The following is a 6898-nucleotide window of genomic DNA, read 5'->3' on the forward strand; positions in this document are numbered from 1 at the left end:
CCAGTGACCATAAGCAGCGCGTCCTGTCTCTCCGGGAACCAACAGCAGCTCGGCGCGGCCGCCCCGACCGTGACAAGTGAACGCGGACTTCCCGCGTGCTGCCAGGCCACTGCCGCCGATCGAGCGAAGCCGCCGGTGGTATCTGGCCGGGTGCTGCTCCGGTGGCGCATCGGCCTCTTCGTGATGCGATGGTTCGAGGAGTGGGGCGCCGAGCAGTGGTTCGGCGTGTGGTCCCCGGTCACGCTGTCCGCTGTCGCGGAAGAGCCGGGCACGGGGCTGTCGCCCCGTGCCCGGCACCGGCCGTTCCTTCTACAGGTTCCGCACCCGGATGTTGCGGAATTCGATCAGGTCGTTGTCACTGTGGTTCTGCAGTCCCACGTAACCGCTGAAGAACTGACGCAGGTCCGTGGACGGATCGCCCGCCCGCGACGACGACTTGCCGGGCGTGTTGTCGAACTCGTTGATCACCACGCCGTTGCGGATGATCGTGTAGTGCTGCCCGACGACCCGGATCTCGTAGTCGTTCCACTGGCCCTTCGGGGTGACCCTCGCATGGTCCAGGTCGTTCGGATCGAAGTTGTAGACCGAGCCGGTTTTCTGGGGCTCGCCGCTGTCTCCGTCGTAGATCTGGATCTCGTTGCCGCAGTAGACCGCGACCCACTCCTGAGCGGTGCGGGCAGCTCCCGTCGTGCTGCAGCCCTCGGGCCGTTCGGCCAGTGGCGTCCGCGGATCGGGGAACCTCACGAACACACCGCTGTTGGCCTGGTGGCCCTCCGGAGCGACATCCCGGAACTGCAGCCTGATCGAGTAGTCCTTGAACTGCTGCTTGCTGTACCACAGCATGCCCATGCCGCCGGAACTGCGCAGGGTGCCGTCCGGCAGCAGCGAGAACTGGCCCGCGCCCGACTGGCTCCATCCGGCGAGACTGCTTGCCGACCCGTCGAAGAGGGACTTGTACCCGGGCGTCTTGCCGATGGGCGACTGGGCCCCCTTCTTGCGGAGTGTCGCCGCCTCGTGGTTGTCGATGACACCGTCCCTGCGGAACTGGTTCACCAGGTCGTTGAGGTCGCTGACGAACGCGCCGTGGTTCGGCCAGCTGCCCTCGTCGTCGATCAGGTCGTTGAGGGTGCAACCGCCGCCGACCTTGTGGTTGGCCACACCGGTGTCGGTGTCGAGCAACCGGACCGTGGAACGGGCGTCGGGCGCCTTGCAGCCCGCCGTCACGTCGATCTTCCCGGTGGACTGCTCACCGTTGGCGTAGGTCACCTTGAGGGTGGCGTGGTAAGTGCCGTAATCGGCGTAGGTGTGGGTGGGGTTGGGATCGTGCGACGGCTGGCTGCCGTCCCCGAAGTCCCACTCCCAGGCGACGCCGCCCGCCTTCGCGGCCGAGAACTGGATCGTCCGCGGCTTGCTTTGCTCGACGGCGCGGCCCGATGCGTCGCTCGGGTTCGGCGTGGCCGGGCCACCGTGGTAGCTGACGCGGACCAGTTTCTGGTTCGGGTCCAGGCTGAAGAACCCGCCGGCGTAGTCGAGCATGTAGAGCGCGCCGTCCGGGCCGAACTTGGCGTCCATCCAGCTCTGGACCTTGTTGTCCCCGATGCCGCCGGGGAGGATCTGACGCAGGTCCTCGCCGAAGGCCGGCTGGGAGTTGTCCTTGACATTGTCCGCGGTGACGGTGACCGCGACGCGGTTGTTGGCGTTGGACTCGTCACCGATGAACCACTTGTTGTCCCAGTACGAGGGCCAGGCGACACCGCTGTTGGTGTCGACCTCCGAACGGTGGTAGGTCGGGCCGTCCATGATGGCCTGGCCACCGCCCTTGAGGTAGGGCTCGGTGTACTTCTCGTCGCTCTGCACGTAAGTGGGCAGCCCGCTGCCGTCGCTGCGCTTCGGGTAGTCCACGCCGCCGCCCTGCGGTGAGTACCAGATCATGTTGCTGCGGATCGGCGGGAGGTCCACCAGTCCGGTGTTCCGGGGCGAGGTGTTCTTCGGGTGGTCGCAGTCGTACCAGCCGGTGAGCACACTGGCGTCGGTGTTGCTGCGGTCACGGTAGGGCTGCTTGTTGCCCATGCAGTACGGCCACCCCTGGTTGCCCGCGGAGGTGATGATGGTCGCGGTCTCGTACTTGGCCGGTCCGAGCTCCGGGTCGGGAGTCGGTGCGTCGGGGCCGACCCAGGCCGCGGTCAGCCAGTTGTTGGCCTTGTCCCAGGCGATCCGCGCGACGTTGCGGACACCCATGACGTAGATCTCCGGGCGGGTCTTGCCGCCGCCCTCCTCCTTGCCGGTGAACAGGTTGCCCTTGGGGATCGTGTACGTGCCGTCGGGCTCGGGGTGGATCCGCAGGATCTTGCCGTTGAGGTCGTTGGTGTTGCCGGCCGTGCGGCGGGCGTCCTGGAAGGACAGGCCCTTGTAGTCCTTGGTCCAGTTGTTCCCGGAGTAGCCGGCCCCGGCTCCCTGCGAGGAGTTGTCGTCACCGACGCCGACGTAGAGGTTGCCGTCGTTGTCGAAGGTCATGCCGCCGCCCGTGTGGCAGCAGCTGTGGATCTGCGCTGTCCAATGCAGCAGGTCCTTGCGGGTGTTCTTGTCGATCGACTGGTTCTTGAGGTCGTAGGTCAGCCGAGAGACGGTGCGCTGCCCCGTCTGCTTGTCCCGGTCGACCGACTCGTGCGGCATCCAGTAGACGTAGATCCATCCGTTCTGCTCGAACTTCGGATCGAGGGTGATGCCGACGAGGCCCTCCTCGTTCTTCACGAGTTCGTCCCCGCTGCCCCGGTTGCCCATCACGTCGAGCGTGGTGAGCAGCTTGGCCTGCTTCGTCTTGGGGTCCCACACGTGAAGGGTGCCGCAGCCGAGGCCGACCTTGGGGTCGTTCCAGTCGGGAATGGGTCCGCCGGGGCAGGCCGCCTTGCCGATGTAGAACGTCTTGCCGTCAGGAGCGACGGTCAAGCCGTGCGGCTCGCCGATCTGGTCGAGCTGGCCTGGCTGGTTCTTCGCCGTGAGCCTGTCGATCGAGTAGTTCGACGCGATGGTCGCCTGGCAGTCGCCGCGCACCATGCCGGTCGTCCACTCGATGGCGCCGAGCAGGTGGCTCTGGAACTTCGTGTCCGAGGTGTAGCTGTCCTGAGTGCGGCCCATGCCCGTGTAGAAGGACCGGCCGCCGTCGTAGTCACGGCACCAGGAGACGGGGTGGAAGGGGCCGTTGCCGGCCGATCCCGCGTCGTAGGTGTTCTCCTCGACCTGGGCGACAGTCTGCACCTTGCCGGTCGGGTTCGGGTCCCAGTTCATCCACTGGTCGGACCGGGTCCACTTGAGAGGCAGGTCCTTGTTCGCCGGGTGCTGCCGGTCGGTGACGTCCACGACGGCCTTTTGCACCTTGGTCTCGGGCGCCGGCGCCGGGTTGTCGCCGAACAGCCGCAGCTCCGCCAACTGAGTCGCGGGTTCGCCGGAGTTGGCTGTGACGTTGAGCCGGTAGTACTGGTACGCCTTGGTGTTGGAGAACTTGTACTGCTTGGTCTGGAAGCGATCTGTGAAGTTCTCACCGGTCCGGGTGTCCAGCGTTGTCCAGCTGCTCCCGTCCTGCGAGCCCTGAAGCGTCCAGTCCTTCGGGTCCCGGCCCGCGAAGTCGTTGGCCGACGTCAGCGCGTACTGGGCCACCGCGACCGGCTGCGCCATCTTGGCCGCGACCCAGCCCGTCTTCTGGAAGGCCAGCCACTTGGTGCTGTTGCTGCCGTCGAACAGCTTGTCCTTCGATTCGTTGGGCGGATTCTCACTGCTCGCCGTCGCCTCCGATACCTTCTCCGAGGCGGGAAGGCTGGCAGCCGGCCGGGTTCCGATCAGACCGGTGAACCAGCTGGAGCCTGACTGCGCGCGGGCCGCGTCGTGAACGCCGACGAATCCGCCCCCGCCCTTGATGTACGCCTGGAATGCGGATTCCTCATCAGAGGTGAGCGACACGTCCTCGGCCGACAGGAAGACCACGCCACGGTAGCGGGCCAGGTTGTCGGCGGTGAAGACGCCCGGATCCTCCGACTCGTTCACGGAGAAGCCGTTCTTCTGCCCCAATTCCTTGATCGCCGAGGCGGCGGTAGCGACTGGATCGTCCTGTTGGCCGGTCGGCCCGTGGAATACCAGGACATTCACCAGGGGTTCATTGCTGGGGCCTTCGTCCCGGCTGTGTCCGGACGGCGGCTTGGCTTGTGCCTGCACGGCCGGCATCGCGGACAGTCCCAGGGTGAGCGCTGTGCTGGACAGCAGGATGACCGCGCGGCGCCAGGACCGCGCGTGACGAGGGGTTCGCACGGGACGCGACGGTGGCGCTCCGCTTCGTCGTGACAGGGTGAATCGGTCTCTTCGGCCCATAGTTGCTCCTTGACTCGATCCGACATCGGAAGAGTGGCCAGGGGGTGGAGCCAGGGCTGCCGCGCGGGGCTCGTCCGACATGCACCGGGCGAGGCGAATCCGGCTCGACCATCGGGACGTTCCGGAGATGGCCGGGGCGCCGGAGCCTGTGAGGTCGCGGACGCCCCGGACCTCATGTGGCCCGGGACCGACCGGCGGCAGGCTGAACAGGGCCCGTCAGGCCGTCAAGTCGGCGTGACGGGTGTGGCTTCGGAAATGCGGACGGGGTGTGCGATGCGACAGGTCACTTCGGCTACATGGAGGGCGGTCCGCCGGGGACCGTGCCGTCGGCCTCGGTCACCAGGAATATTCCGGACATACCCATGTCCGAGTGGCTTTGGACGTGACAGTGGTACATCCAGGCGCCCGCGCCGACCCCTTCGCCGGCGATCACCTGGAACCCGAAGGAATCCGCGGGGCCGGTGGTCTTGTTGTCGATGACCCGGCTGACGTCCTGCGGACCCTGCAGGATCCCGGTGCGGTTGTCCACCCAGCGGTGGCCGTGCACGTGGAAGGTGTGGAAGAAGTCGCCGTGAGTGATCATGATGAACTCCACCCGCTCGCCGCGGACGGCCTTGAAGGTGGGGGTGTCGGGAGCGATGGTGTTGTTGATCGTCATGTTGTTGAAGACGACCGTGAACTGCTTGTCAGGCAGCACATCGCCCTTGCGTCGCACCACCACGGGGCCGTAAAGGCCCCGTCTGATCCCTTCGGTGCCATGCTCGGTGCCCACGTTGTGGTCGTGGTAATGCCAGTAACCGGCGCTTCCGGCCTGCCACGTTCCATCGTGGCGTCGGCCCGGGGCATGAGTACGCCAGACGTAGGTTCGCCGGGCACCCGGCTGGACGACGCTGCTGTTCATCTTCGTGCCGTCGCTGGCCGTGTCGTAGTCCAGGCCGTGTACATGCAGGCTGGCAGCGACGTCGAGGTTGTTGACGACCTCGATGTTCATGGTGTCGCCCTCGGTCAGCTCGATGAGCGGGCCCGGAATCGTCGCTTCACCGGGGTGGAGGCCGTAGCCCATCTCACCGTTCGGCAGCTTCTCCATGTACAGCGTCATGTTGCCGGCCTTGCCGCCGTTGCCTTGCGGCGTGGGCTTGTTCACGGGGGCGGCGGCGGTGCTGCCGAGCACCGCGGGTACGACGGCCGCCGCCGCGGCTCCCGTGGCAAACGATCGCCGGGAGAAGAGACGTCGCGCGCCTACGCCTGAGTCGGTCATCGCTCTCCAATCCTCGACAGGCATACGTGCCTGAAGGCCGTTTCTTGGTCGTGAGCGCGCCGCCCCGGCAGGGCAGCCGGTCGCGGCGGTTAGCGGTGGTACGCCGGGCGTCCGGCCCCATGGGGCCGGAAAAGGTCGTTACGTCGGTCTACGGGCTGTCCGGCCTGGCTGACGCGCCGGTACGGCAGAGACTGGTTCGGCGGCGAGGCCGACTGAGCCCCGAGGACGGCCTCACCGTAGCGGCGTGCCTCCTGTTTTTCCAGACGCAGGCCAAAGTTGGTTGGATTGTGGCAATACATCTTGGCGAACCGTCAAAAGACCGGTAGCTTCCCATCGTTGTCCTAATCCGGGAATGGTGGGCGAGCCATGTACGCGGGCCTGCGGCTCCACCGCTCCGGTATGAGAGGAGCGGACCACGATTGTTCGTTCGTCGACCGCGGCCGGCCCGCCAGCATCACGCCCGGCGAACCACCCGAAGTGAACCCCTTGCCCGATGAGTTCAGGCCGCCGGTCAGGTGACGGAATGCGCCACCGCAGCCGCCACCGATGGGAACGAACTCCGCGCGGCACCCGGCCGAACGGGCCCCGACGCCGTCATCCCGGCGGCTGGTCGTCCACCCGGCGTTACCGCGTATCCGTACGCGGTAACGCACAAGCGATTCGCGAAAGGTACAGCGGTGATCGGAAGACTGCTCCATACCCAGACGGATCCGCCCCCCTCCAGATCCGCGCCGCGAGGCAGGTTCCACCCACATGCGGTGTTGGTGACGCTGGTGGCCGTAGTGCTCACAGCGTTCTCGTTGACCGCGCCGGCCGCGTACGCGGCGATGAACCGGTCCGCAGCCACGACATCGACCCAGGTGCTCACGTGGACTGCCGGCGACGGTTACATGGGATACACGTCCGCTCCGGCCACCGCGGTGGCCGGCCCGGCGACGATCGTGTTCGAGAACAGCGCGGCAACCGGCAACACGACAGGAATGCCACACACGCTGACGTTCGACACCTCCAACCCTGACTACAACGTCGACGTCAACCTCAACCTCCAGGCGAGTCCGTCGGACTCCAACGGAGGCAGAGCAACGGCCCAGGTCACGCTGACCCCCGGCGTCTACCGCTACTTCTGCGCGATGCCCGGTCACATGATGTCCGGAGAACTGACCGTGACCGCGGCCCCCGGAGGTGACACCACTGCGCCGGATACGTCGGCGTCGGTGTCGGGGACGAAGGATGACTCGGGGAACTATGTTTCCAGTGCCACGGTGACGGTGACGGCTTCGG

3 protein-coding genes are annotated in these 6898 nt (G+C 66.6%); 1 reads left to right on the forward strand and 2 read right to left on the reverse strand.

Annotated elements, in window-relative coordinates:
- Positions 1 to 309: 309 nt before the first annotated feature.
- Positions 310 to 4299 carry a ThuA domain-containing protein gene (locus AB0M87_RS14240; protein ID WP_365852455.1) on the reverse strand — a complete coding sequence of 1330 codons (3990 nt, stop codon included), beginning with the start codon at positions 4297 to 4299 and terminating at the stop codon, positions 310 to 312.
- A 352-nt stretch (positions 4300 to 4651) separates the two neighbouring features.
- Positions 4652 to 5617: a multicopper oxidase domain-containing protein gene (locus AB0M87_RS14245; RefSeq protein WP_365852457.1), complete on the reverse strand. Its 966-nt coding sequence runs from the start codon at positions 5615 to 5617 to the stop codon at positions 4652 to 4654.
- Positions 5618 to 6444: 827 nt separating this feature from the next.
- Between AB0M87_RS14245 and AB0M87_RS14250 the strand changes: the two genes are divergently transcribed.
- A partial coding sequence (locus tag AB0M87_RS14250; RefSeq protein WP_365852689.1) for a plastocyanin/azurin family copper-binding protein occupies positions 6445 to 6898 on the forward strand: 454 nt, incomplete at its 3' end.

The sequence above is a fragment of the Streptomyces sp. NPDC051320 genome, assembly GCF_040682175.1.
Classification (GTDB): domain Bacteria; phylum Actinomycetota; class Actinomycetes; order Streptomycetales; family Streptomycetaceae; genus Streptomyces.